Origin of the sequence: Pantoea sp. SIMBA_079 (assembly GCF_046940275.1) — a bacterium.
In the GTDB taxonomy this organism is placed as follows: Bacteria; Pseudomonadota; Gammaproteobacteria; order Enterobacterales; family Enterobacteriaceae; genus Pantoea; species Pantoea borealis.
Map to the genome: position 1 here is coordinate 62,424 of NZ_JAWRYR010000008.1, position 25,535 is coordinate 87,958.

Below are 25,535 nucleotides of genomic sequence, written 5' to 3' on the forward strand. Positions count from 1 at the left end.
GCCTCCTGCTGGCGGGGTGTTTTCACATCACATACTCAGTATAGCTTTGAGCTGCCGCGTGTTTTATTAGCGCATCAAGACGCGTATTATGCATGTCACTTTAGTATCAGGAGAAGAAAAGATGCCATCTTTCGATATCGTTTCCGAAGTCGAGCTGCAGGAAGTCCGCAACGCGGTAGAAAATACCAACCGTGAGCTCTCAACCCGCTTCGATTTTCGCAATGTGACCGCCAGCGTTGAGCTGAATGAAAAGAACGAGACGATCAAAATCACCACTGAGTCCGATTTTCAGGTGAAGCAGATCGTTGATATTCTGCGTGAAAAGCTGCTGAAGCGCGGCATTGAAAACGCCGCGATTGAGGTGCCGGAAGAGATTGAACACAGCGGTAAAAGCTGGAGCGTTGAGGCCAAACTGAAAAAAGGCATTGAAAGCGACGTTGCTAAAAAGCTGGTGAAACTGATTAAAGACAGCAAACTCAAAGTACAGACGCAGATTCAGGGTGACGAGCTGCGCGTGACCGGCAAATCGCGTGACGATCTGCAGGGCGCCATGGCGCTGGTGCGCGGTGGCAACCTTGGCCAGCCGTTCCAGTTCAAAAACTTCCGCGACTAACGTACTCTGGCGCGTGCTGCGCGGCGGTAGAGCGTACTGCGCGCCACCCCCAGCGCTGCGGCCGCTTTGGTGATATTGCCATCAAAGCGCTGCAGCGTTTCGTTCAGCAGCTGGTCATCATGACGCTGACGTTCACCGCCTGGTAAATCAGCAGGATGCTGATAGTCAGCTGGCAGCTGCGCCTGCGTAACGGGTTCGCCATCCTCAGCCAGTGCCAGCAATACCCGCAGCAGGCTGCGCAACTGGCGAACGTTACCCGGCCAGGCGTGCTGTGCCAGTATCGTCACCACGTCATTCGACAGGGTAACCTTACGCTCCGCGGCTCCCAGCTCGTGCCATAGCTGGCAAATGAACCCCGGCAGATTGGGCCATGCACGCAGCGGCGGCAGTGTCAGAGAGAACTCCTGTAGCCGGTAAAGCAGATCCTCACGAAAGCGGCCCGCAGCAACCTGCTGTTTCAAATCACGATGGGTGGCGCAGATAACCGCAAAGTTCACCGGGTAGCTGCGGCTGGACCCCAGCGGTGCCACCTCTTTCTCCTGCAGTACCCGCAGCAGACGGCTCTGCAGCGCCAGTGGCATATCACCAATTTCATCCAGAAACAGGATGCCGCCGTCAGCCTCACGAATTTTGCCCGCATAGCCCTGTTTGCTGGCGCCGGTAAAGGCGCCAGGCTGATAGCCAAACAGCTCCGATTCAATCAATGATTCCGGGATCGCCGCACAGTTTATTGCAACAAAATTGCCGCTGTGCCAGCGGCTCTGCTGATGCAGGGCCCGGCTGACAAACTCTTTACCGCTGCCGGTTTCTCCCTGCAGGCAGAGTGACACACCGGCATTCAGCAGGCGCACCAGCTTATCCCTGTCGTGCGGTGCGGATGTAGCGTGCGGCGCAGCGGAGGCGGCCACGCTTACCAGCCGGCGCTGCGGCGCACGTAAACGAAAGTAGTAGCGCTGGCCGTGGTACATCAGCGGCGCTGTCAGGCAGCTGTTTTGCTGTCGCAGCGCCGGAAATAGCGCTGCAAACGTCAGGCTGCTGAGCTGTTCAGGGCGTACCGCCAGCGTCTCCAGCGCCAGCCGGTTTGCGGCTGTCAGTACGTCGTCAGAAAATATCAGCAGCATTTCATCACCGCTGTCGATGCCCTGAGGATCAGCGTGCAGGCTCATCAGCCACTGCTGAGGATGCAGACTCTGCTTGACCCACAGATACTCTATCTGCCGCGCCGCATCGCGTACCTGCTGCAGCGAATGCGCATGAGAATAGTGCGCCGGGCCGGAAATATCGATAACGCCTGCCAGCTGGCCATTAGGCATCTGCAGCGGCATCGCGGCACAGTACAGCCCCTGGTTGCGCGTCAGAAAGTGCTGCTCACCGGCGATTTCGCAGCCGTTGTTGATCGCCAGCGCCGTGCCAATAGCGTTGGTGCCACGTCCGCACTCGCTCCAGAGATTGCCTGGCGCCAGAGCAAAACGCTGTGCACGCGCCAGCGCCTGCATATCTCCGCAGGTATTCAGAACCAGACCGCTGGCATCAGAAAGGATCACCACCGCCTGTTTTTCTGCCATCTGCTGCGCCAGCTGGTCGATAGCCGGCCTGGCAAACGGCTGCCAGCTGGCGTTGCTGGCGATGACATCGGCCAGTTCTCCCTGGCGCAGCCGCGGAAAATCGTCTGCGGTCGGATCAAGGCCATAGAGCTGGCTGCGCATCCAGGAGTCGCTGAGAAGCGGTGTGGCGTCAGCGGTCGAAGCGGCGGAAAATCCCTGCATGGGTAACCTCATGCCTGTGCAAAGTGTTGCGCCAGTGTAGCGTGCAGGTTTTCCAGGTGTTGCGATATGCAACACAGATAGGGAGATTACTGCGTATCTTGCCGGGAAGCCGATTGTATCATCTTGTTTTTACGTATTTTAATGATGCTGTTAAACCTGGCATGCCGGCTGCAAAGCACATCCTGTCGCGGCGTCATACAGGCGTAGCGCCCGGTAATACTATCTGACCCCTACATCAAGGAGTTTGCGATGCGTTATGCACATCCCGGCACGCCAGGCGCGCTGGTCTCGTTCCAGGCAACCTACGGCAACTATATAGCAGGCAACTTCACGGAGCCGCTTAGCGGCCAATACTTCATGAATACCTCGCCGGTTGACGGCAGTGAGATTGCGCAGTTTCCCCGCTCAGACGCGCGGGATATCGAGCTGGCGCTGGATGCTGCACATCAGGCGGCCGACGCCTGGGGAAAAACCAGCGTTCAGCAGCGCGCCGCATTGCTGCTGCAGGTGGCCGATCGTATTGAGGCGAATCTGGAGAAGCTTGCGGTAGCGGAGAGCTGGGATAACGGTAAGCCGATTCGCGAAACGCTCAATGCTGACCTGCCGCTGGCAGCCGATCATTTTCGCTATTTCGCCGGCTGCCTGCGCGCGCAGGAAGGGAGTACCGCGGAGATCGATGAAACCACGGTGGCCTACCATTTTCATGAGCCGCTGGGCGTGGTGGGGCAGATTATCCCGTGGAACTTCCCGCTGCTGATGGCGGCATGGAAACTGGCACCGGCGCTGGCCGCAGGCAACTGCGTGGTACTGAAACCTGCCGAGCAGACGCCACTGGGCATCACGCTGCTGATGGAGATCGTGGGCGATCTTTTCCCGGCTGGCGTGATCAACGTGGTACAGGGGTTTGGCCGCGAAGCGGGCGAGGCGCTGGCCACCAGCAAGCGTATTGCCAAAATCGCGTTTACCGGCTCAACGCCGGTGGGGCGTCATATCATGGCCTGCGCCGCAGAAAATATTATTCCCTGCACGGTCGAGCTGGGCGGTAAGTCGCCAAACATCTACTTTGCAGATGTGATGGAGGGTGAAGCGGACTTCATCGATAAAGCGGTTGAAGGGCTGGTGCTCGGCTTCTTTAATCAGGGGGAAGTCTGTACCTGTCCGTCACGCGCGCTGGTGCATGAATCAATCTATGAGCCGTTTATGGCACGGGTACTGGAGAAGGTCGCCGCTATCCGGCACGGCGATCCGCTGGATACCGATACAATGATTGGTGCTCAGGCTTCACGACAGCAGTTCGACAAAATTCTCTCCTATATCACTATTGCGCGTGATGAAGGCGGCGACATTCTTACCGGTGGCGATAAGGCGGCAATAAGCGCTGAACTCAGCAACGGTTTCTATATTCAGCCAACGCTGATTAAAGGCAGTAACCAGATGCGCTGTTTCCAGGAGGAGATATTTGGCCCGGTGATCGGCGTAACCACCTTTAAAGATGAGGCTGAAGCGCTGGCCATCGCCAACGAAACGCAGTTTGGTCTGGGCGCTGGCGTCTGGACGCGTGATACCAATCTCGCGTATCGCATGGGGCGGGGTATCAAAGCGGGCCGGGTCTGGACGAACTGCTACCACATCTATCCGGCGCATGCGGCGTTTGGCGGTTACAAGCAGTCCGGTGTCGGGCGCGAGACGCACAAAATGGCGCTGAGTGCCTATCAGCAAACCAAAAATCTGCTGGTCAGCTACAGCACGGCGCCGCTGGGTCTGTTCTGATCGCGCCTTTACGCAATAGGAGAAGCAGAATGACAATGCACATTAAAAGCACGATGAAAGCGGCAGTGGTTAAGGCGTTTGGTGAACCGCTGGTGATTGAAGAGGTGCCGGTGCCGGCCGTCGGGCCAGGTCAGGTGCTGGTAAAAATTGCCGCCACCGGGGTCTGTCATACCGATCTGCACGCGGCGGAAGGCGACTGGCCGGTGAAGCCGGTGCCACCTTTCATTCCCGGTCACGAAGGGGTAGGGCAGGTTGTGGCGCTGGGGGAAGGGGTAAAACACCTGAAGCTGGGCGATCGCGTAGGTGTGCCGTGGCTTTACTCCGCCTGCGGTCATTGCGAACACTGTCTCGATAGCTGGGAGACGCTGTGTCACGAGCAGAAAAATGCGGGTTATTCGGTGAACGGCAGTTTTGCCGAGTATTGCCTGGCTGACGCGAACTATGTCGGTATCATTCCGGACAATCTCCCCTTTAATGAAGTGGCACCGGTGCTGTGTGCCGGCGTAACGGTCTATAAAGGCCTGAAAATGACCGATACCAAACCGGGTGACTGGGTGGTGATTTCCGGCATTGGCGGGCTGGGGCATATGGCGATCCAGTATGCGGTTGCCATGGGACTCAACGTAGCGGCAGTGGATATTGATGACGCCAAGCTCGATTTTGCCCGTCGTCTGGGTGCCAGCGTGGTGGCAAACGCGAAGGAGGTCGATCCGGCACGCGTGTTTCACGAGCATTTCGGTGGCGCACAGGGCGTTCTGGTTACCGCTGTGTCGCCGAAAGCCTTTGAGCAGGCGATCGGGACGCTGCGGCGTGGCGGTACAATGGTGCTGAACGGCCTGCCGCCGGGCAAATTTGACCTGTCGATTTTTGATATGGTGCTGGACGGCATTACGGTACGCGGCTCGATTGTCGGCACGCGCAAAGATCTGCAGGAAGCGCTCGATTTTGCCGGACGTAATAAGGTAAAAGCCAGCGTAGCAGTGGAACCGCTGAGCAACATCAACGATATATTTGCGCGCATGCACGCCGGCAAAATTGAAGGGCGCATTGTGGTGGATATGTCGCTGTAAAAAAAAGCCCGACGCAGCGGTCGGGCTTCTGATTCAGCAGCTGGCAAGCAGCGCTTCTATCTCAACGCGGCTCGTTACTTTACTGTCGATTTTGATATAGGCGCTTTTCTCTTCCGGCACGATAAACACGGATGCCACACCGGGCTGAGCCTTCAGACGTTTTTCCAGATTCGGCACGGCCAGTACGGCGTCGCTCAGCACCAGCCGCAGGCTGCTGACGTAAGGCGGCTCCTGCATCGACATGGCAACAAACAGCCAGCTAGCGGCGATAATCGCTCCGATGAGAAATACCGTCTGCGCATCGATATGACCAAAGATCCAGCCGCCGAGGCTGCCGCCAATGGCTACCCCAAGAAACTGGCTGGTGGAGTAAATACCCATTGCAGTGCCTTTATAACCGGCCGGCGACTCTTTGCTGATCAGGGAAGGCAGAATGGCTTCCATCACATTAAAGGCGAGGAAAAAGAGCTGTACGCCCGCCACCAGCGTCCAGAAGTGACCTTCAGCGCCCCAGAGCACAATTTCCGCAATGATGATCAGCGCCACGCAGCTGACAAAAACCCGCTTCATGCGGCGTTTTACTTCGGCATAGATAATGACCGGCACCACGGCAACAAAAGCCACCAGCATGGTCACCAGATAGATCTTCCAGTGCTCCGCTGCCGGCAGGCCTGCCAGTTCGAACTGGCCGGGCAGGGCGACAAAGCTCGACATCAGCAGCACGTGCAGACAGAGAATGCCGATATTAAGCTTCAGCAGTCTGGGATTCGCCAGAACGGCGCGAATGCTGCCTTTTACCATTCCGGACTCGCGGTTCAGCACATGACCGCGCGCGTTTGGCACCACCAGCAGCGTAATAATGATACCCAGCGTTGCCAGCAGCGCGATCATCCAGAACAGCGCATGCAGCCCCAGCGCATGCGTGACAATTGGCCCGGCCACCATAGCAATCGCAAAGGTCACGCCAAAACTGATGCCGATAAACGCCATCGCTTTGGTGCGGTTCTGCTCACGGGTGAGATCGGACAGCAGCGCCATTACGGCAGCGGCAATCGCGCCTGAGCCCTGCAGCGCGCGACCAAGAATAATGCCCCAGATTGAGGTGGTGGTGGCGGCAATCACGCTGCCAAGGACAAACAGCAGCAGGCCGCCGACAATCAGCGGCTTACGTCCGATGCGGTCAGAGAGCAGCCCGAACGGGATCTGAAAAATTGCCTGTGCCAGACCATAAATACCAATTGCCAGACCAATCAGGGTTTCGCTGGCACCCTGTAACGCCATGCCGTACGTCGTCAGCACCGGCAGAACCATAAACATTCCGAGCATACGCAGGGAAAAAACGGTACCTAAACCCCATGTAGCGCGCAGCTCTACCGGCGTCATTTTATTGTCGTTCATTCCAACCTCTGTAAGTGTCTGCCTGTCATGCACCATGCTGCAGCAGCCAGTGACACCGTGTTGCTGCAAATCGATTTATTTCGGGCATTTAGCACCCATTTTAGGGAGCAGGGGAGGGCGGGTAAAACATTTGTTTTTAAGCAGTGGTAACAAAAAGAAAGGGCGCGAAAATCGCGCCCTTTCTCAGAGTGACGGTGCCCGCTTACCAGACGTAAGTGAGCAGGTCTTTAGAGGCCGGGGCCATAAAGTCAACCGACATCATGACGCTCAGCGCGGTGATGGCGATGATAGAGAACACAAACAGTTTACGCGCCCAGACTTTATCGTTTGAGGTTTTGTAACCTGAGAGTGCCATACCCAGCCACCAGACGCTGACAGCCGCAGCCACGATCAGATATTTGTAGCCCGCATAACCGCCCAGTGAGAGCATCAGCGTGGCAATCATGAACGCCAGAATGTAGAGCGTAATATGATTTTTAGCCACGGAGATGCCTTTCACAACCGGCAGAACCGGAATGTTAGCGGCCTGGTAATCTTTAAAGCGGAAGATGGCAATCGCGTAGGAGTGCGGCATCTGCCACAGGCTAAAGATAGCCAGTAAAATCAATGCGCCTGCATCAAACTCGTTAGTGACTGCGCAGTAGCCAATCACCGGTGGCGCAGCACCGGAGAGGCTGCCGATCAGCGTTCCATAGACCGAATGACGCTTCATATAGAGGCTGTAAACGCCAACATAGACCACGAAGCCCATGACCGCCAGCCACATGGCCAGCGGGTTGGCGCCGAAATACAGCAACGCAAAGCCAGCAATACCCAACGCAGTGGCATAAACCAGGCTTACTTTCGCCGAGATCAGGCCTTTGACCAGAACCCGGTTCCGCGTTCTCTCCATTTTGATGTCGATATCGCGGTCAATCACATTGTTGAATACACAACCCGATGCGACCACCAGCGATACGCCAGCCAGCGCGGTGAGAAACAGGGGATAATCGATGCTGCCTTTCGAGGCCAGCAGAAATCCACCGATGACAGAAATTAAATTTCCGAAAATAATTCCTGGTTTTGTTACTTGCAGGTATTGCTTAATCATTACGTGTGACTCTTTAGTGGGCCATCATGTTGTAGTTGAGGTTCCACATAATCCACAGTGAACCGATCACAACAATCAGAATGATGATTGCTGAGAAGACAATGGCCACCATGTTCCAGCCACCCTCTGATTTGCTGTCCAGATGCAGGAAGTAGACCAGGTGCACCAGCACCTGAACCACTGCACACACCAGAACCACACCCAGGATGGTGCCGTGTGAGGCACTGCCATCCATTACCATCCAGAACGGGATCGCCGTCAGGATGATAGAGAGGATGAAGCCGATCATGTAAGACTTCACGCTACCGTGTGATGCACCATGTTCGTTTACAGAATGACTCATTACATGGCCCCCATCAGATAGACAACGGTGAATACGCAGATCCACACCACATCCAGGAAGTGCCAGAACAGGCTCAGGCACATGATACGGGTGCGGTTGCTCTCAGTCAGACCCCGTTTAGCGATCTGGAACATCAGAACCGCCATCCAGATCAGACCAGAGGTCACGTGCAGACCGTGCGTACCAACCAGCGTAAAGAAGCCAGAAAGGAAGCCGCTACGGTTTGGACCGAAGCCTTCTGCGATCAGGTGATGGAATTCATAGATCTCCATCCCGATAAATCCGGCACCGAACAGGAAGGTCAGGGCCAGCCAGCCGATGACCGAACCTTTGTTCTGGTTGTTCATCGCAATCACTGCCATTCCATAAGTAATGGAGCTCAGCAGCAGCAGCGCGGTTTCAACCAGCACAAACGGCAGTTCGAAAATATCTTTACCTGCCGGGCCACCGGCAGTGTTGTTGACCATTACTGCATAAGTCGCAAACAGCGTTGCGAAGATAATGCAGTCACTCATCAGGTAGATCCAGAAGCCAAAGACTTTATTGGCTCCTGCATCGTGATGCCCATGCTCCGCATGGGCGTCGTGGTGGTGTTTTACGGTTTGAGTCGACATTATTTCAGACCTGCTTTGCTGATGTCATCAAAGTGCTTCTTCTCGATCTGCTCGATTTCAGCAACCGGAACGTAGTAATCCACGTCCTCATCGAAGCTCTTCACGATCCAGGTCACGATAGTGCCCAGGAAAGTGAGACCCGCCAGCCACCAGATATGCCAGATCATGGCGAAACCGAAGACTGTTACGAATGCAGCGATAACAATGGCCGCGCCGCTGTTTTTCGGCATATGAATTTCTTCATATTTTTCTGGCTGCTTGTACGCTTCGCCTTTCTCTTTCATTTCCCAGAACGCATCACGCTCGTGGATATGAGGGATAACAGCAAAGTTGTAGAACGGTGGTGGTGAAGAGGTTGCCCACTCCAGCGTACGACCGCCCCACGGGTCACCAGTCAGATCGCGGTTCTGATCGCGGTCACGTACCGATACCCAGAACTGAACCAGCTGGCACAGAATACCGCAGGCAATCAGCGCCGCACCGACAGCTGCAACAACCAGCAGCGAGTGGAACTGTGGATCGATATCCTGGCTCAGACGGCGGGTCATACCCATGAAGCCCAGTGCGTACAGCGGCATAAAGGCAACAAAGAAGCCGATGATCCAGAACCAGAAGGCGCGTTTACCCCAGGTTTCGTTCAGCGTGAAGCCAAATGCTTTCGGGAACCAGTAGGTCACACCAGCCATACAACCGAACACAACACCACCGATAATAACGTTGTGGAAGTGTGCAATCAGGAACAGGCTGTTGTGCAGGACAAAGTCTGCACCCGGTACTGCCAGCAGTACGCCAGTCATACCACCCACTGAGAAGGTCACCAGGAAGCCGATGGTCCACAGCATCGCTGAGTTAAACTCGATGCGACCCTGATACATGGTGAACAGCCAGTTAAAGATTTTCACCCCGGTCGGAATCGCGATGATCATCGTCATGATACCGAAGAAGGCGTTAACGTTGGCGCCCGCACCCATGGTGAAGAAGTGGTGCAGCCAGACGATGAACGACAGTACGGTAATGGCGATGGTCGCCCACACCAGTGAGGTGTAACCAAACAGACGTTTTTTCGAGAAGGTCGCGGTAACTTCAGAGAAGACACCAAAGACCGGCAGAACAAGGATGTACACTTCCGGGTGACCCCAGACCCAGATCAGGTTGACGTACATCATCATGTTACCGCCCATATCATTAGTAAAGAAATGGAAGTCGAGGTAACGATCAAGCGTCAACAGTGCCAGCGTCACGGTCAGAACCGGGAACGCAGCGATGATCAGGACGTTGGTGCAGAGTGATGCCCAGGTAAAGACCGGCATTTTGAACAGGTCCATGCCCGGCGCACGCATCTTCAGAATGGTCACGAAGAAGTTGATACCGGTCAGCGTGGTCCCGATCCCTGAGAGCTGGAGACTCCAGATCCAGTAGTCGACCCCGACGCCAGGACTATACTCCGCGCCAGAAAGCGGCGGATAAGCCAGCCAGCCAGTCTGTGCGAACTCGCCCACACCCAGAGAGATGTTCACCAGGATCACACCGACCGCGGTAAACCAGAAGCTCAGGTTGTTCAGGAACGGGAACGCAACGTCACGGGCACCGATTTGCAGCGGAACCGCGATGTTCATCAGACCTACAACAAATGGCATTGCCACGAAGAAGATCATAATCACGCCGTGGGCGGTGAAGATCTGATCGTAGTGGTGCGGAGGTAAAATACCCGCCTCACCGGCAGAAGCCATAACCTGTTGGGTACGCATCATTACGGCATCGGCAAAGCCGCGCAGCAGCATGACGAATGCCATGATGATATACATGATACCCAGTTTTTTGTGGTCAACGGAGGTAAGCCATTCTGACCACAGATACTTCCACTTACCAAAATAGGTGAGAGCGGCAACCAGCGCCAGACCACCGATGATGATAGCGGCGACCGTAACCATGATAATAGGCTCATGGTACGGCACTGCATCCAGTGTTAATTTTCCGAACATCGTATTATTCCCCGGTTCCCGCAGCAGCGGCGTGATTCATGTCCATGCCTTCGTGTGACATGTCCATTTTCCCGTGGCTCATCTTGAACTTATCAATAATTTGCTTGAAGAGTTCAGGATTCGCAGTTGAGAAATATTCCACCGGATGATTCTCACTTGGCGAAGCCAGTTTCTCAAACTCATCCATGGTGGTCAGCGTGTTAGGTGCCGCTTTAACTTTGGCAACCCACTGCTGGAATTCCGCATCATCTTTAGTTGCAATGGCCTTGAACTTCATGCCAGAGAAACCGCGACCACTGAAGTTTGATGAGATACCGTCAAACGTTCCTGGCTCATTGGCGATCAGGTGCAGTTTGGTCTGCATGCCCGCCATGGCGTAGATCTGGCTGCCGAGCGTAGGAATGAAGAACGAGTTCATCACGGAGTTAGAGGTGATTTTGAAGTTAACTGGTGTATTTGCCGGGAAGGCAATCTGGTTAACGGTGGCAATACCCTGTTCCGGGTAAATGAACAGCCATTTCCAGTCCAGCGCAACCACATCGATCTCAACAGGCTTGACGTCAGAGACCAGCGGTTTAGCCGGCTCCAGCGCATGCGTTGATTTCCAGGTCAGCACGCCGAGGAAGATGATGATCAGGATCGGAATGGTCCAGACCACGGCTTCCACTTTGTTGGAGTGTGACCAGTTAGGGCTGTACTTCGCTTCGGTATTGGTCGCCCGATATTTCCAGGCAAACACAACAGCCATTAAGACTGCCGGAATAACGACAATCATCATCAAGCCAAAGGCTGTCAGAATCAGTGAACGTTGCTCCATTGCAATCTGTCCCTTGGGATTTAACAACGCACTATCGCAGCCGCTGAGTAATACAGCGCCTGCGATTAATGACAAAATCCCCAAACATTTATTGTATTTCATGAGTCTCATTTAACGACCTCAATGACAAGGGCTCTATTGTCGTTTAAGTGTGCGCGCATTTTACGGTAAGGTTTATGCAGTGTAAACCAGCTTAAGGATGTGTCAGAAGGGTGTTGACACCTTTTGCTAAGGGAGTCACAGATGTTACGCAGAGTGACAAATTATTAACCGCGACAAGCAGTTGGCGTCAATATAACAAAAAGCAATGACAGAAACCGCAGAAAAAACAGGGAAAGCATAAACCGTACTTTTAATGCTCACTAATTTAACAATTATGCATCATTTGAGCGATAATTTTCCCACAAACTGATTGCTCACCGGATTTAAATATCGCCTGATGTTGTTAAATTAATGTTTTTATTTCGCGATGAAAAAAATGCTATTTGCGCTAATTCGCAGGCGCTATTTTTAAACAAATTAAATACCGCCTGCAAATAGCGTCTGTCTATCGTTCAGCGAGCCGGCTGGTTTTTCTTAGCGCCAGGCAGTCGAGTATCACACCCAGCATGACGGCCAGAATGGCAACGCCGAGCCCTGTCTCAAAGAGCGGCGTTAGCAGTCCGGCCAGCTGGGCTGCCCCGGCAGCATGTAACGCCAGCATCAGCAGCCAGCAACCCAGCAAAGCGCAGCCTGCGGTAAACAGGCGGACAATCCAGCGATAGCCTGCAGGCCAGCAGGTACGCGTAATAAACGTGCCGCTTTGCTGCATCTGAAGAAGCGTTGTACGGCTAAGCCACAGCAGCAGCAGTCCCGGCAGCGCTGCCACCACGGTAAACGCATAGAAAGCGGACCAGCCCCACAGCTCAACCAGCCAGCCAGCGGCGGGACCCACGTAAACGCGGCCAACAGCCGCCAGCGCCGAGAGCAGAGCGAACTGGGTGGCAGAGAACGCTTTATTGCACATGGTCATCAGCAGCGCTACAAACGCTGCCGTCCCCATGCCGCCGCACAGGTTTTCGATAAATACCGCGCTGGCCATGCTCCAGAGGTGAGGCGGAGTGACTGCCAGTAGCCAGTAAGCGGCGTTCGATACGGCCTGCAGAATGCCAAACAGCATCAGCGCACGAAACAGGCTCAGACGCTGCATCAGTACGCCGCCATAGAGCGCGCCGATAATGGTGGCCATCAGCCCCAGCGTTTTATTGACCAGGCCAACATCACCTGCGCTGAATCCTACGCCGCGGATAAGGAAAGTCGTCGTCAGCGACGCCGCGAAAGCATCCCCCAGCTTATAAAGGATAATCAGGGTGATCAGCAGCCAGGCATTATTACGCTGAAAAAAGTCCGCCAGGGGAAAGGTAACGGCCTGGCGCAGCGTGTGCGGTTCACGTTTGGCAGCGGCAGGCTCACGGGCCAGCAGGGTGGCAATCAGCCCCGGGATCATCAGCAGCGCCATCAGCCAGTAAGTTGCGCGCCAGCCCAGATAGCGATCGGCCAGCCAGAGTGCCAGTCCGCCGGAGATAAGCATGGCCAGACGATAGCCCAGCACCGTAATGGCTGCGCCGCTGCCGCGTTCTTCCGGCGGCAGGATATCGGTTTTCCACGCGTCGAAGACGATATCCTGAGAGGCTGAACAGAATGCGACCAGTACCGCAATAGCGGCCAGTAGCGTTAAATCCTGAGCCGGATGCATAAAGCCGAGGGCGACAATGCCGGCAATCAGCGCCAGCTGAGTCAGCAGCAACCAGCCGCGGCGACGTCCCAGAAACGGCGGCGTGTAGCGGTCCATCACCGGCGACCAGAGAAACTTGAAAACGTAAGCCTGTCCTACCAGAGAAAAGAAACCAATGGTTTTAAGGTCGACATTCTCTACGGTCATCCATGCCTGCAGCGTGCCCGCGGTCAGCGCCAGCGGTAAGCCGGAGGCAAAGCCAAGCAGCAGCAGTACCGCAGCGTTACGTTGGGTAAATATTCGCAGATAGTGAGAGGTCATAGCCAGCCTGAGGTAGTGCCCGGCGCCAGACGGCCGGGCAGATGACAGCGGAGCGGTTAGCGTGCGTTCTGTTTGATGAAGTTGTTTACGCTGGTATCCTGCGCCATATCGGCGATCACATCGCTCAGCGTCGCATTAACAGCGTTGGTGATTTTGTCATTGGTGGCATTGAAAGCGCCTTCAATGCTGTAGGTCTGACGGTAGTTTTTCACCTGCTTATTGCCGTTTTTCGCCGTGGCAATAATAGAGATATCCGCTTTTGTTGTGATGCTGTAGCGCACGTTGCCCTGCGTGACGTCAGCGTACAGGCCATTCACCACAATTTGCAGATCGACTGCGCCGTTCGGGCCAATCATATAACCACGGGAAGTCATCTGCTTCTCCAGCACTTCCTGCAGCAGAAAACGCAGGTCGCGTGACGGCGTCAGCGTAACCAGCTGTCCATCGCGGTTAACTTTTGCCAGCGCCTGATCGCTGCGCTGATCGGCACCGTTTACGCTAACGGTCACGCCCATCAGGCTCGGATCCTGCTGCGGCAGCTGGATTTTTGGTTGAATGTTCAGGGTTGTACTGTTGCTGGCACAGCCGGCTAAAACAAAAGCAGCCAGCAGAGGGAATAACAGTTTTTTCAACATACTCATTCTCATTAGCGTTAGGTTGGGAGATAAATCCGGCGTCATCATAGCATTGCAGCGAGGTGAAAAAAGCCCCACCCGCCGGGAAATTGATTGTAAAGGCTTTTTTCAGACCAGAGAAAAACCAGCAGGTTGACCTGCCCGGATTGCCGGTTATGATGCGCTGCAGAGCGGGAATATTTTCTGATTTTTACCGGGCAGTAATGCAAAACCTACTAATATTTAAACAGATGGGGCACAGCGCTCGCCGGAGAGGGTGTAAACAATGATTCGCGAACAAATAGAAGAAAAGCTGCGCAACGCTTTCACACCTGCACACCTCGAAGTGCATGATGAAAGCTATCGTCATAACGTGCCTGCCGGTTCTGAAAGTCACTTTAAAGTGGTGATTGTCAGCGATCATTTCACCGGCCAGCGTTTTTTACAGCGGCATCGCGCTATCTATGGTGAGCTGTCTGCTGAGCTGGCTGGCAGCGTACATGCGCTGGCACTGCATACCTACACGCAAAAAGAGTGGCACGGGTTACAGGATACCGTTCTGGCTTCGCCTAACTGCCGGGGAGCCGGTACGCTTGCCTGATACCTGCATCTTTACTGTTTCCTGAAACGGCCTGCGGGCCGTTTTTTCGTTTCTCAGGCGCTAAACGCGATCTGCGGCGCAAAAAAGCAGCAAAGTCGTTAAAAAGTGGTGAGTTTGCAGCCTCGACTCATTCCGGTGATGCCGCTATAATGCGGCGTCTATTTTTCCGGAATGTCTTCGGGACGCTTCTGGTGACAGGGATGTGGTTCTGCCCGCAGAGGCCGTCCCGGTTATTGGATACGGCGCATTAATTGTGTGGTGTCTGAAGTTGACCGAGCACGTGATTTTTTGAGGTAACAAAATGACAGTTTCAGTAGAAACCACCCAGGGTCTGGGCCGCCGCATTTCGATTACTATTCCAGCTGACAGCATTGACGCTGCAGTTAAGAAAGAACTGATTGAAGTGGCTAAGAAAGTCCGTATCGATGGTTTCCGTAAAGGTAAAGTACCATCGCACATTATCAATCAGCGCTACGGCGCCTCTGTTCGCCAGGATGTGCTGGGTGAGCTGATGACGCGTAACTTCGTTGACGCCATCATCAAAGAGAAAATTAACCCAGCAGGCGCGCCTGACTACGTGCCGGGTGAGTACAAAGAAGGCGAAGACTTTACCTATGCGGTTGAGTTTGAAGTCTATCCGGAAGTGGAATTACAGGGTCTGGACGCAATCGAAGTTGAAAAACCGGTTGTTGAAGTGACCGATGCAGACGTTGATGCGATGCTGGATACCCTGCAGAAGCAGCAGGCTACCTGGAAAGAGACTGACGCAGCAGCTACCGCTGAAGATCGCGCTACCATCGATTTCAACGGTTCTGTAGATGGCGAAGAGTTCGAGGGCGGTAAAGCGTCTGACTTCGTCCTGGCGATGGGCCAGGGTCGTATGATCCCTGGTTTTGAAGAGGGCATCACCGGTAAGAAAGCGGGTGACACCTTTACTATCGACGTTAAATTCCCGGACGATTACCACGCAGAAAACCTGAAAGGGAAAGATGCGAAGTTTGATATCGTTCTGAAGAAAGTTGAAACCCGTGAGCTGCCAGAACTGACTGCTGATTTCATCAAACGTTTCGGCGTGGAAGATGGTTCAGTTGATGGCCTGCGTGCAGAAGTGCGTAAAAACATGGAGCGTGAGCTCAAAGGCGCTATTCGTAACCGCGTGAAGTCTCAGGTTCTGGATGGTCTGGTTGATGCTAACAACATTGACGTTCCGGCTGCTCTGATTGACAGCGAAATCGACGTGCTGCGTCGTCAGGCTGCTCAGCGCTTTGGTGGTAACGAGAAGCAGGCGCTGGAACTGCCACGTGAGCTGTTCGAAGAGCAGGCCAAACGTCGCGTTGTTGTAGGTCTGCTGCTGGGCGAAGTGATCCGCATCAACGAGCTGAAAGCAGACGAAGATCGCGTTAAAACGCTGATCGAAGAGATGGCTTCTGCGTACGAAGATCCACAGGAAGTTATCGAGTTCTACAGCAAAAACAATGAGCTGATGAACAACATGCGCAACGTTGCGCTGGAAGAGCAGGCGGTTGAAGCGCTGCTGGCGAAAGCCAAAGTGACCGACAAAACGACCTCTTTCCAGGAGCTGATGAACCAGACCTCTGCGGCCTGATTAATCACTTAACGGAATGTGCTCAGCCCGCGACCTCTGTCGTGGGCTTTTTTTTTATTTATGATAAAAAACCGCTTCCTTTACGTCTATTTGACTAATTAAGCGGCAAATTATTCGCTATGCTCTTTTTCCAGGTTAGCGAATAGAGAAAAGGTTGTTATGCTTGAAACAACCGGGCAGCATCCCCAGATAGAGGAAGAATGCGAGAGAACCGTGAGGCTGGCTGATTAACCGTCCTGAAATGTCGGAACGAGGCGGCTGTGCATAGTTTTCACAGCGCGTCTCACGTAGAATCGGTACAGAATGTTGCCAATGAAATTTATCAGGAGACGGTAATGTCATACAGTGGCGATCGTGAATTTACTGCACCAACTAATGCGCTGGTGCCAATGGTGGTCGAACAAACCTCGCGCGGCGAGCGTTCTTACGACATCTATTCCCGCCTGCTTAAAGAGCGCGTTATCTTTCTGACTGGTCAGGTTGAAGATCACATGGCGAACCTGATTGTGGCGCAGATGCTGTTTCTGGAAGCAGAGAATCCGGAAAAAGATATCTATCTCTACATCAATTCACCAGGTGGCGTGATCACGGCGGGTATGTCGATCTACGACACCATGAAATTTATTAAGCCGGACGTCAGCACCATCTGTATGGGTCAGGCGTGCTCAATGGGCGCATTTCTGCTGACGGCAGGAACCAAAGGTAAACGCTTCTGCCTGCCTAACTCCCGCGTGATGATTCACCAGCCGCTGGGCGGCTATCAGGGACAGGCAACGGATATCGAGATCCATGCGCGTGAAATTCTGAAAGTAAAACAGCGCATGAATGAACTGATGGCTGAGCATACCGGCAAAACGCTGGAGCAGATTGAGCGCGACACCGAACGCGATCGTTTCCTCTCTGCCAGCGAAGCGGTAGAGTATGGCCTGGTTGACTCTATCCTGACACACCGTCAATAAGACGCATCTGCTGGCCCTTACGCTATAGTTAACGGGGGCAGGCAGATGAGTTGCATGCATACCGGCCGTTGTTGTACGGCCAGTGCCGTACACCAGAGTAGGTCTGAGAACGAAAAGAGGTTAGCTGATGACAGATAAGCGCAAAGACGGTTCAGGTAAGTTGCTGTACTGCTCTTTCTGCGGCAAAAGCCAGCATGAAGTCCGTAAGCTGATTGCCGGGCCGTCAGTCTATATTTGCGACGAATGTGTTGATTTATGTAATGACATCATTCGTGAAGAGATTAAAGAGGTTGCGCCGCATCGCGAGCGTAGCGCTCTGCCAACACCGCATGAAATTCGTCACCACCTTGATGACTATGTCATTGGTCAGGAAAAGGCGAAAAAAGTGCTGGCGGTTGCCGTTTATAACCACTACAAACGTCTGCGCAATGGCGATACCAGCAACGGTATTGAACTGGGCAAGAGTAACATTCTGCTGATCGGTCCTACCGGTAGCGGTAAGACGCTGCTGGCAGAAACGCTGGCGCGCCTGCTGGATGTGCCTTTTACCATGGCAGATGCCACCACGCTGACTGAAGCGGGTTATGTGGGTGAAGATGTAGAAAACATCATCCAGAAGCTGCTGCAGAAGTGCGACTATGATGTGCAAAAGGCACAGCGCGGTATCGTCTATATCGATGAGATTGATAAAATCTCCCGTAAGTCAGATAACCCTTCTATTACCCGTGATGTATCGGGCGAGGGTGTACAGCAGGCGCTGCTGAAGCTGATTGAAGGCACCGTTGCAGCTGTACCGCCACAGGGCGGTCGCAAGCATCCGCAGCAGGAGTTCCTGCAGGTTGATACGTCGAAAATCCTGTTTATCTGCGGCGGCGCATTTGCTGGTCTCGATAAAGTCATTTCACAGCGTGTGGAAACCGGCTCGGGTATTGGATTTGGCGCGACGGTGAAAGGCAAATCGCAAAAAGCCAGCGAAGGCGAACTGCTCTCGCAGGTTGAGCCGGAAGATTTGATCAAGTTTGGTCTGATCCCGGAGTTTATCGGTCGTCTGCCGGTTGTCGCCACGCTCAATGAGCTGAGCGAAGAAGCGCTGATCCAGATCCTGCGTGAGCCGAAAAATGCGCTCACCAAACAGTATCAGGCGCTGTTTAACCTTGAAGGCGTTGAGCTGGAGTTTCGCGACGAAGCGCTGACAGCTATCGCTAAAAAGGCGATGTCACGCAAAACCGGTGCGCGTGGTCTGCGTTCTATCGTTGAGGCGGCACTGCTGGAAACCATGTATGACCTGCCTTCAATGGAAGATGTCGAGAAAGTGGTTATCGATGATTCGGTGATTGATGGCGAGTCCGATCCAATGCTGATTTATGGTAAACATGAAGCGCAAGCTTCTGGCGAATAAATAAGCAGCCAAATCACGTTGTTATCTTAAAAAAGGGGAATTTTATTCCCCTTTTACTTTTCTCACCGCTGTGACATTGAATGTCGGACAAGCATCCCCATATACTCATAATCCTGTGGGTTTAACTGCATACAGCCTGTATTACGCGGTACCCATCACCTGGCGGACATTAAACTAAGAGAGAGCTCTATGAATCCTGAGCGTTCTGAACGCATTGAAATCCCCGTGTTGCCGCTGCGCGACGTGGTGGTTTATCCGCACATGGTAATTCCGTTGTTTGTTGGTCGGGAAAAATCGATTCGTTGCCTGGAAGCGGCAATGGATCATGACAAGAAGATCATGCTGGTTGCCCAGAAAGAGGCTTCAACGGATGAACCTGGAATTAACGATCTCTTTGCCGTAGGGACAGTGGCGTCCGTACTGCAGATGTTAAAGCTGCCTGATGGCACGGTTAAGGTGCTGGTGGAAGGCCTGCAGCGTGCCCGCATTACCACACTGTCTGACAATGGCGATCACTTTGTCGCACAGGCTGAATATCTGACCTCGCCAGAAATTGAAGAGCGCGAGCAGGAAGTGCTGGTACGCACCGCGATTAATCAGTTTGAAGGCTATATCAAGCTGAACAAAAAGATCCCGCCTGAAGTGCTGACCTCACTGAACAGCATTGATGATGCGGCACGTCTGGCCGATACCGTAGCGGCACATATGCCGCTTAAGCTGGCGGATAAGCAGTCTGTGCTGGAGATGTCCGACGTGAACGAGCGTCTGGAATATCTGATGGCGATGATGGAATCGGAAATCGACCTGTTACAGGTTGAGAAACGCATTCGCAATCGTGTCAAAAAGCAGATGGAAAAAAGCCAGCGCGAATATTATCTGAACGAACAAATGAAGGCGATTCAGAAAGAGCTGGGCGAGATGGATGACGCGCCAGACGAGTATGAAGCGCTGAAGCGTAAAATCGACGCGGCTAAAATGCCGGCTGAAGCGCGTGAAAAAGCGGAAGCTGAGCTGCAGAAGCTGAAAATGATGTCGCCTATGTCTGCAGAAGCGACGGTGGTACGCGGCTATATTGACTGGATGGTTCAGGTTCCGTGGAACGCGCGCAGCAAGGTGAAGAAAGATCTGCGCAAAGCGCAGGAGACGCTCGATACCGATCACTTTGGTCTTGAACGCGTCAAAGATCGCATCCTTGAGTATCTTGCAGTGCAGAGTCGCGTCAGCAAAATCAAAGGCCCGATCCTCTGTCTGGTTGGCCCGCCGGGCGTGGGTAAAACCTCTCTGGGACAGTCGATTGCGAAGGCAACCGGACGCAAATATGTGCGTATGGCGCTGGGTGGCGTGCGTGATGAAGCAGAAATTCGCGGACACCGTCGCACCTATATTGGTTCGATGCCAGGCAAGCTGATCCAGAAAATGGCAAAAGTGGGCGTGAAAAACCCGCTGTTCCTGCTGGATGAAATTGACAAAATGTCGTCTGACATGCGGGGCGATCCTGCTTCGGCGCTGCTGGAAGTGCTGGATCCGGAACAGAATATCGCGTTTAACGATCACTATCTGGAAGTTGACTACGACCTCTCTGATGTGATGTTTGTCGCGACATCTAACTCCATGAACATTCCGGCACCGCTGCTGGATCGTATGGAAGTGATCCGCCTGTCTGGCTACACCGAAGATGAAAAACTCAATATTGCGAAGCAGCACCTGCTGCCTAAACAGATTGAGCGTAATGCGCTGAAAGAGAAAGAGATCAGCGTTGATGATAGCGCAATCATTGGCATCATCCGTTATTACACGCGTGAGGCAGGCGTGCGTAGCCTTGAACGTGAACTCTCTAAGTTATGTCGTAAAGCGGTCAAAGCGCTGCTGATGGATAAAACGCAAAAGAGCATCACCATTGATGGCGACAACCTGAAAGATTTCCTCGGCGTACAGCGTTTTGATTACGGTCGCGCTGATAGTGAAAACCGCGTAGGGCAGGTCACTGGCCTGGCGTGGACAGAAGTGGGCGGCGATCTGCTGACCATTGAAACCGCTTGTGTGCCGGGTAAAGGCAAACTGACCTATACCGGCTCTCTTGGTGAGGTGATGCAGGAGTCAATTCAGGCTGCATTAACCGTGGTTCGCGCCCGGGCGGAAAAACTGGGTATTAACGGTGACTTCTATGAGAAGCGTGATATCCACGTGCACGTGCCGGAAGGGGCTACGCCGAAGGATGGTCCGAGTGCCGGTATTGCCATGTGTACGGCGCTGGTCTCCTGTCTGACGGGTAACCCGGTCCGCTCTGATGTGGCCATGACCGGCGAGATCACGCTGCGCGGTCAGGTACTGCCTATCGGCGGTCTGAAAGAGAAGCTGCTGGCAGCACACCGTGGCGGGATTAAAACCGTACTGATCCCGGATGAAAACAAGCGCGATCTGGAAGATATTCCGGCAAATGTGATTGCTGACCTCAGCATTCATCCGGTTAAACGCATTGAAGAGGTGCTGAATCTGGCCCTGGAAAATGCGCCATCCGGTATGCAGGTCGTGACGGCGAAATAGCGCCAGGCAGTCAATGCGGCTAAAAAGCGAAGCTGGCAGGCTACATCAGGCTTGCCAGCTTTTTTTTGCCTGCTAAGTTAGAGGGCGGCTGGATCTGCGATTAAGATGAATACCGTTGTTTCAGCATCATGAGCTTGTTATAACTGGCTGCGCGTTTGCCCTGGCGAAAAGAGACGGGGCAAAGTGAATAATAAAAGAGGGGATGAAGAGAGTGAATAAGTCACAGTTGATCGACAAAATTGCTGCAGAAGCAGACATTTCTAAAGCAGCAGCCGGACGTGTACTGGAGGCGTTTACCGAATCTGTTTCGGACGCGCTGAAAAGCGGCGATGAAGTAGCCCTGGTGGGTTTCGGTACGTTCTCTGTGCGCGAGCGCGCTGAGCGTGCTGGCCGTAATCCGCAAACCGGTAAAGAGATCACGATCCCGGCTGGCAAGGTACCGGGATTCCGTGCCGGTAAAGCGCTGAAAGACGCCGTTAATTAAGTCGGTCTGGATTAACCAGTGAAGCATTTTCTTCTCTGGATTGAGGACGAAAAAGCCGTTCTCATGTAACATACGGGCACATCATTACTGATGTGCCTTTTTTATTTAATGCGTAGCTTGAGCCAGTGGCTTCAGTCTCCGCATGGTTGCCAGCTGCCAGCCTGAACTGCAGCTGCACGATGATGGCATCGTGTCTGAGCTTTACATTCACACTACAGCGGAGTGTTGTCATACCATGATGGACAATTTACGCGCGGCGTCGAATCATGTCGTGCTCAAGGTTATTCTGGGATTGATTATCCTGTCCTTTGTGCTTACCGGGGTGGGCAACTACCTGATCGGTGGCAATGGCGATTACGCGGCGAAAGTTAACGGCCACGAAATCAGCCGTGCTGAGCTGGAGCAGGCGTTTAACAGCGAGCGCAATCGTCAGCAGCAGATGCTGGGCGATCAGTTCTCACAGCTGGCGAGCAATGATGGCTATATCCAGCAGATGCGCCAGCAGGCGCTGTCACAGCTGGTGGATCAGGCGCTGCTGGATCAGTACATCAGCGATCTGCATCTTGGTATCAGTGATGAGCAGGTAAAGCAGGCAATTTTCAATCAGAAAGCGTTTCAGACCAACGGTAAATTTGATAATGCCAAATATAATGGTTTGATCACCAGTATGGGCTTCTCAGCCGATCAATATGCGGAAGCGCTGCGCAAGCAGTTGCTTAACCAGCAGCTGATCAACGCCATCGCTAACACTGATTTTATGCTGAAAGATGAAACCACGAAGCTGACAGATTTAGTCTCGCAGCAGCGGGAAATCCGTCAGGCGGTGATTGACGTTAACGCGCTGGCAGCAAAGCAGACGGTGACTGACGACGAAATCGCGCAGTATTATCAGCAGCATCAGAACAGCTTCATGGCACCAGAGCAGTTCCGCGTCAGCTATATCAAAATGGATGCAGCAGCGATGCAGCAGCCGGTCAGCGAAGCGGATATTCAGAGCTGGTACGATCAACACAAAGCGGACTACTCACAGCCGCAGCGCAGCCGTTACAGCATCATTCAGACCAAAACTGAGGCAGAAGCCCGGTCAGTACTGGATGCACTGAAGCAGGGCGGCGATTTTGCCAGCCTGGCGAAAAGCAAATCTGCCGATCCTATCTCCGCACGTAAAGGCGGCGACATGGGCTGGCTGGAACCTGCCACCACGCCGGATGAGCTGAAAAATGCCAGCCTGACGCAGAAAGGCCAGCTTTCAGACGTGATTAAATCCTCAGTGGGTTTCCTGGTAGTGCGTCTGGACGATATCCAGCCGGAGCAGGTGAAGCCGCTGGCGCAGGTGCATGACGTCATTGCGGACAAAGTTAAGCAGGAGAAAGCGCTCGACGCATTCTATAAGCTGCAGCAGAAGGTCAGCGAAGCCGCCAGCAACGATAATGAATCGCTGGCTGGTGCGGCACAGGCATCGGGTCTTAACGTCAGTGAAACCGGCTGGTTCACCCGTGATGATGTGCCTGCTGACCTCGACTTTGACGCGGTTAAACAGGCGGTCTTCAGCGGTGGCCTGACCGGGCAGAACGGTGCGCCGGGCAACAACTCCGATATTATCAGCGTGGATGGCGATCGCGCGTTTGTGCTGCGCATCAGCGAACACAAACCGGAAGCGGTTAAACCGCTTGACCAGGTAAAAGCGCAGGTTACCGATCGCATCAAACACGATAAGGCGACACAGCAGGCTAAAGCGCAGGCAGATAAACTGCTTGCTGAGCTGAAAGCAGGCAAAAGTGAAGCGCTGAGCGCGGCAGGCCTGACGCTGAGCAGCAGCAAAGTGGTTGATCGCAACGCACAGGATCCAATTGCACAGACCGCATTTTCGCTGCCGCAGCCGGCAGACAATAAACCGTCCTGGGGCACAGGCGAAGATATGCAGGGCAATGTTGTGCTGGTTGCGCTGGATAAAGTCTCTGCCGGCAGCCTGCCGCAGAATCAGGTTGATGAGATGATTAAAGGCGTTACGCAGAATAATGCACAGATCGCGTTTGAAGCGCTGCTGGAGAATCTGCGTAAAGAGGCGAAGATCAAATACGGTGCAGCGGCGCAAGCCCAGTAAGCCTCACAAAAACAGGTAATGTTCTGCAACAATCAAAGGCCGCTTCTGCGGCCTTTTCCATCTTTCCGTTTCGCCTTTTGCGGCTTTTTCTCTGCTGTGACACGCTGCTGATGCTGTCAAACACAAGGAGAAAAACAGCATGAACAAATCCACTTTTCACGCATTTTGTCTGACACTGGCGCTGGGCGGCGCACTCTATAGCGGCAGCCTCGCGGCGGCAGAACCGCCGGCAGTACAGGCAAAGCCGCTGGCGGCACTGATGGCCGGACCGGTCAGCATCAACGATGCCACAGCCGAGCAGCTGGCGACCGCCATGAATGGTATCGGGCTGAAAAAAGCGCAGGCGATTGTTAGCTATCGCGAAGAGTATGGTCGCTTCACTGCGCTGGAGCAGCTCAAAGAGGTACCCGGTATCGGCAGTGCGCTGGTAGAACGCAACAGCGATCGACTCAAACTGTGAAGCACTTCGCGATGCTGAAGTATCAGTAAGTCCTGGCAACAGGCTGTGCTATGCTCAACAGGTCCAACCAGTTAGCAGTTTCAGCCTGTTCAGGAGTGTTGATGCAAACCACCATAAAAGTGCGCGGCTATCATCTTGATGTTTACCAGCATGTTAACAATGCGCGTTACCTGGAGTTCCTGGAGGAGGCGCGCTGGCAGTGGCTGGAAGAAGCAGACGCCTTTAACTGGCTGATAGCGCAAAAACTGGCGTTTGTGGTAGTGAACATCAATATCAACTATCGCCGGCCTGCGGTTCTGGGAGATCGCCTGATAATTGAAAGCGAGGTGTCACAGCTTAGCGGCCGCAGCGGCATTATTGCACAGCGTGTACTGCTTGCAGAGGATGGCACTCTGGTGGCTGACGCCATGCTGACGTTTGTCTGTATCGATTTGCGAACGCAAAAGGCGATTCCGCTGGAGGGAGAACTGCGCGAACGCCTGGCGGCTCTGATGAACGGGCGTTAAACCGTGGCGTCACTGCTGACGCCACGCCGGCTGCGGGCTGATTCAGCACAGGCCGCTTTTTTGCTTCATTGCCGTCATTACCGCTGCGGCATTATCCTGATACTCTGCCAGTCCGCGTGCACGTAAATGACAGGCGGCGCAGGTTCCGCAGCCATCACCTTTGATGCCGTTATAGCAGGTCAGCGTCTCTGACCGTACCAGCGGCAGCTGTTGCCAGTAATCAGCCAGCGCCCAGGTCTCTGCTTTATTCAGCCACATCAGCGGTGTCTCAAAACGTATTTCGCGGGCCATACCAAGGCTGACCGCGTGGTTTAACGCTTTAACAAACTCATCGCGGCAGTCGGGATAGCCGGAAAAATCGGTCTCACACACGCCGGTGATAACGGCTTCAGCTTCTACCTGATACGCGTAGACAGAGGCGAGCGTCAGAAACAGAATATTACGGCCGGGTACAAACGTGCTGGGTAATCCGCTGGCATCAGCCTCATAGGCCGGTACCGGGATATTGTCACGCGTCAGGCTGCTTACCGCCAGCTCGTTCAGCAGGGTAACATCCAGTACTTTATGCGCGCGCGCACCCAGCTTATGTGCCAGCTCTGCTGCCACCTCAATCTCTTCGCGGTGGCGCTGTCCATAATCGAAAGTAACGCAGTGAACTTCATCATAGTGCTGCAGGGCCTGAATCAGGCAGGTGGTGGAATCTTGTCCACCACTAAAAACGACAACGGCGCGTTTCATTAACTCTTATCTCCTGGTGTGG

General features: G+C 53.8%; 22 protein-coding genes. 12 read left to right on the forward strand and 10 right to left on the reverse strand.

Annotated features, from left to right (window positions below; all coding sequences use genetic code 11):
* Window positions 1-121 precede the first annotated feature (121 nt).
* Window positions 122-613: a YajQ family cyclic di-GMP-binding protein gene (locus SB719_RS12095; RefSeq protein ID WP_039382976.1), complete on the forward strand. Its 492-nt coding sequence runs from the start codon at window positions 122-124 to the stop codon at window positions 611-613.
* Here the strand turns inward: SB719_RS12095 and SB719_RS12100 are convergent.
* Window positions 610-2,379: a sigma-54-dependent Fis family transcriptional regulator gene (locus tag SB719_RS12100; protein ID WP_292969431.1), complete on the reverse strand. Its 1,770-nt coding sequence runs from the start codon at window positions 2,377-2,379 to the stop codon at window positions 610-612. The genes SB719_RS12095 and SB719_RS12100 overlap by 4 nt on opposite strands.
* 249 nt (window positions 2,380-2,628) lie before the next feature.
* On the opposite strand from SB719_RS12100, the gene SB719_RS12105 reads away from it, so the two are divergent.
* Both SB719_RS12105 and adhP read left to right on the forward strand, forming a co-directional pair.
* Window positions 2,629-4,149 (forward strand): aldehyde dehydrogenase family protein, encoded by a 1,521-nt coding sequence (locus tag SB719_RS12105; protein WP_304236260.1) that lies wholly within the window; start codon window positions 2,629-2,631, stop codon window positions 4,147-4,149.
* A gap of 29 nt (window positions 4,150-4,178) precedes the next feature.
* Window positions 4,179-5,219: an alcohol dehydrogenase AdhP gene (gene adhP, locus SB719_RS12110; RefSeq protein ID WP_304236258.1), complete on the forward strand. Its 1,041-nt coding sequence runs from the start codon at window positions 4,179-4,181 to the stop codon at window positions 5,217-5,219.
* Window positions 5,220-5,252: 33 nt separating this feature from the next.
* Here adhP and SB719_RS12115 read toward each other — a convergent pair whose 3' ends face one another.
* From SB719_RS12115 to SB719_RS12150, 8 genes are all read right to left on the reverse strand, one after another.
* Window positions 5,253-6,617, reverse strand: a complete 1,365-nt coding sequence (locus tag SB719_RS12115; RefSeq protein WP_412159260.1) for an MFS transporter — start codon at window positions 6,615-6,617, stop codon at window positions 5,253-5,255.
* Between the two features lie 202 nt (window positions 6,618-6,819).
* On the reverse strand, window positions 6,820-7,707 hold the full coding sequence (cyoE, locus tag SB719_RS12120; protein WP_039382978.1) for a heme o synthase: 888 nt from the start codon (window positions 7,705-7,707) through the stop codon (window positions 6,820-6,822).
* A gap of 13 nt (window positions 7,708-7,720) precedes the next feature.
* Complete coding sequence (locus SB719_RS12125) at window positions 7,721-8,050, reverse strand: cytochrome o ubiquinol oxidase subunit IV (RefSeq protein ID WP_039382979.1); 330 nt, start codon at window positions 8,048-8,050, stop codon at window positions 7,721-7,723.
* Entirely contained in the window at window positions 8,050-8,664 is a 615-nt protein-coding gene (locus SB719_RS12130) for a cytochrome o ubiquinol oxidase subunit III (RefSeq protein ID WP_039382980.1), read from the reverse strand. Before SB719_RS12130 ends, SB719_RS12125 begins: the two co-directional genes overlap by 1 nt.
* A complete protein-coding gene (gene cyoB / locus SB719_RS12135) occupies window positions 8,664-10,646 on the reverse strand; it encodes a cytochrome o ubiquinol oxidase subunit I (protein ID WP_314688916.1) in 1,983 nt (660 codons plus the stop codon). The genes SB719_RS12130 and cyoB overlap by 1 nt, the downstream gene beginning before the upstream one ends.
* A 4-nt stretch (window positions 10,647-10,650) precedes the next feature.
* Window positions 10,651-11,574 (reverse strand): cytochrome o ubiquinol oxidase subunit II, encoded by a 924-nt coding sequence (gene cyoA, locus SB719_RS12140; protein ID WP_039382982.1) that lies wholly within the window; start codon window positions 11,572-11,574, stop codon window positions 10,651-10,653.
* A 436-nt stretch (window positions 11,575-12,010) separates the two neighbouring features.
* Complete coding sequence (gene ampG, locus SB719_RS12145; RefSeq protein ID WP_314689725.1) at window positions 12,011-13,498, reverse strand: muropeptide MFS transporter AmpG; 1,488 nt, start codon at window positions 13,496-13,498, stop codon at window positions 12,011-12,013.
* A gap of 56 nt (window positions 13,499-13,554) precedes the next feature.
* Entirely contained in the window at window positions 13,555-14,133 is a 579-nt protein-coding gene (locus SB719_RS12150; RefSeq protein WP_039382984.1) for a lipoprotein, read from the reverse strand.
* Window positions 14,134-14,398: 265 nt separating this feature from the next.
* Here SB719_RS12150 and bolA point away from each other — a divergent pair, with 265 nt between their 5' ends.
* The 9 genes from bolA (at window position 14,399) to SB719_RS12195 (ending at window position 24,775) form a co-directional block, all read left to right on the forward strand.
* A complete protein-coding gene (bolA, locus tag SB719_RS12155) occupies window positions 14,399-14,713 on the forward strand; it encodes a transcriptional regulator BolA (protein WP_039382985.1) in 315 nt (104 codons plus the stop codon).
* 301 nt (window positions 14,714-15,014) lie between these two features.
* On the forward strand, window positions 15,015-16,319 hold the full coding sequence (gene tig, locus SB719_RS12160) for a trigger factor (protein ID WP_412159261.1): 1,305 nt from the start codon (window positions 15,015-15,017) through the stop codon (window positions 16,317-16,319).
* A gap of 335 nt (window positions 16,320-16,654) precedes the next feature.
* Window positions 16,655-17,278, forward strand: a complete 624-nt coding sequence (gene clpP, locus SB719_RS12165) for an ATP-dependent Clp endopeptidase proteolytic subunit ClpP (protein ID WP_065649947.1) — start codon at window positions 16,655-16,657, stop codon at window positions 17,276-17,278.
* Window positions 17,279-17,405: 127 nt separating this feature from the next.
* Window positions 17,406-18,677, forward strand: a complete 1,272-nt coding sequence (gene clpX / locus SB719_RS12170; RefSeq protein WP_039382987.1) for an ATP-dependent protease ATP-binding subunit ClpX — start codon at window positions 17,406-17,408, stop codon at window positions 18,675-18,677.
* 189 nt (window positions 18,678-18,866) lie between these two features.
* Entirely contained in the window at window positions 18,867-21,221 is a 2,355-nt protein-coding gene (lon, locus tag SB719_RS12175; RefSeq protein WP_065649946.1) for an endopeptidase La, read from the forward strand.
* A 211-nt stretch (window positions 21,222-21,432) separates the two neighbouring features.
* Window positions 21,433-21,705: a nucleoid-associated protein HU-beta gene (gene hupB, locus SB719_RS12180; protein WP_065649945.1), complete on the forward strand. Its 273-nt coding sequence runs from the start codon at window positions 21,433-21,435 to the stop codon at window positions 21,703-21,705.
* A gap of 235 nt (window positions 21,706-21,940) precedes the next feature.
* The gene (gene ppiD / locus SB719_RS12185) at window positions 21,941-23,809 is read left to right on the forward strand and encodes a peptidylprolyl isomerase (protein ID WP_304232077.1); all 1,869 of its coding nucleotides are present in this window, start codon (window positions 21,941-21,943) and stop codon (window positions 23,807-23,809) included.
* Between the two features lie 139 nt (window positions 23,810-23,948).
* On the forward strand, window positions 23,949-24,269 hold the full coding sequence (locus SB719_RS12190; protein WP_412159262.1) for a helix-hairpin-helix domain-containing protein: 321 nt from the start codon (window positions 23,949-23,951) through the stop codon (window positions 24,267-24,269).
* Window positions 24,270-24,370: 101 nt separating this feature from the next.
* Entirely contained in the window at window positions 24,371-24,775 is a 405-nt protein-coding gene (locus SB719_RS12195; protein WP_412159263.1) for an acyl-CoA thioesterase, read from the forward strand.
* A 42-nt stretch (window positions 24,776-24,817) separates the two neighbouring features.
* Here SB719_RS12195 and queC read toward each other — a convergent pair whose 3' ends face one another.
* Complete coding sequence (gene queC / locus SB719_RS12200; RefSeq protein WP_412159264.1) at window positions 24,818-25,513, reverse strand: 7-cyano-7-deazaguanine synthase QueC; 696 nt, start codon at window positions 25,511-25,513, stop codon at window positions 24,818-24,820.
* Window positions 25,514-25,535: the final 22 nt, after the last annotated feature.